This window comes from Chitinimonas sp., from assembly GCF_041904975.1.
Taxonomy (GTDB): domain Bacteria; phylum Pseudomonadota; class Gammaproteobacteria; order Burkholderiales; family Chitinimonadaceae; genus Chitinimonas.
The window spans coordinates 1-1,611 of record NZ_JAYRLZ010000455.1; the positions used below are offsets into that span (position 1 = coordinate 1).

General features: G+C 63.3%; 2 protein-coding genes. Both read right to left on the reverse strand.

The window, feature by feature from the left end:
- Positions 1-1,273, reverse strand: a 1,273-nt coding sequence (locus tag ACE3OH_RS22110) for an ExeA family protein (protein ID WP_374358427.1), incomplete at its 3' end; no start/stop codon positions are given.
- A gap of 153 nt (positions 1,274-1,426) precedes the next feature.
- A partial coding sequence (locus ACE3OH_RS22115; RefSeq protein WP_374358430.1) for a helix-turn-helix domain-containing protein occupies positions 1,427-1,611 on the reverse strand: 185 nt, incomplete at its 5' end.

Genomic DNA, 1,611 nt, shown 5'->3' on the forward strand with positions numbered 1-1,611 from the left:
GGGAGTCATAAAGACCATAAGTGAGGCCGAAGTGGGGTATGCCTTGGCGGGTGCGGGTCGGGTAGGCGAACAGCTGGTCCACTGGCAATTTGCGTGCGGTCTGGGCCATGAATTGCGCAAGGTCGGCACGGTGGGTCTGTGGTGCGACCGATAGCAAGATGGTGAAAGTGCCGGGCGCCTGCCGTGCGAACGCCGCTTCGCTGGCCTTGAGCCGGCTATCGAACAGGCTGTCGGCGTCATTGCCGGGGAGTGCCGATGATGCGGCTGCCGGTGAGGCGGCCGTTGCGGCGACTGGCGTAGCTGCTTCTCGGGCGGGGGCGGCCGGCTTGCCGGCTGCTGGTGTGGCGCTGGCGCCAGGGGCTGGCGGCTCGCGGCTGATCCAGTGACTGGCGGCCAGGCCACTGGCCATGCCGGCAAGAAGCAGTCCAAGCCCCAGGGCCGGGCGTGACCATTGAATGCGCTTGCGCTGGCGGAAATTGCTGTCGGTGATCGCTGCGCGAGCTTCGGCTACATCCACTTGGTGGCGGTTGGCGGCAAACGAGGCAATCAGTGCCTTGTCGGCAAGGATATTGATGCGGCGGGTCAGGCCTTCGGATTCGTCGGCGATCAGGCGGACGGCGCGGGCGGTGAAGATATCCGGACCTTTGTAGCCGGCAGTGCGCAGGCGGAACATCAGGTATTCGCCGATATCGTGCTGGCGCAGCGGCGCCAATTCGAAAGCATGGGTGATGCGCTCGCGCAGCTGCCGCATATTCTGCGCGGCCAGCTTGTCATTCAGTTCCGGTTGCCCGAACAGCACGATCTGCAGCAGCTTGTTGTGGCCATGTTCCAGATTGGACAGCAGGCGGATTTCCTCGAGGCTTTCTTCGGGCATGGCGTGCGCTTCATCGATCAGCACCACCACCTGCCGCCCGGCAGCGTAGCGGGCGACCAGTGCATCTTGCAGGCTGCGTATCAGCACATTGGGCCGGTCGGCCGGCAGATCGAGCTTGAGATCGGCTGCAATGGCCAGCAGGATTTCTTCACGGCTAAGGCTGGGGTTGGCCAGATAAACCGTATCCACCTGCTCGGGCAGGCGCTCCATCAGCACCCGGCACAGCATGGTCTTGCCGGCGCCCACTTCGCCGGTAACCCGCACCAGGCCTTCGCCATGCAGGACTGCATACAGCAGTGCTTCCAGGGTGGCACCACGATTGGCGCCGGCATAGAAGAACTCGGTATGCGGGGTGATGCGAAACGGCGGCTCGTTCAATCCATAGTGTTCGAGGTACATATTCGCTTCCTGCTTTGCCGGGTATGTCGTTATGACTGGTGTCGTACGTCATCGACGGCACGATCATCGGGCCGGGCTGCGGCGCATTGCTGGTGTGGTTTTCTTGCACTGCCTGCGGCGCGTGGACCGAAAGGAAATCGGGAGTACATATCGTCAGTTCCTGTCGCGTTTGCTGTCGAGGCGGCTGTATAGCGTGGTGCGGTTCATGCCGAGCAGGCGGGCGGCCTGGGCCATATTGCCTTCTGCCAGGGTCAGGGCGGCATCGATATAGCGGCGCTCCAGCTCGGCCAGCCACTGGTCAAGATGAAAGTCGCGTGCCTCGCGCAGCTGGCGCATGG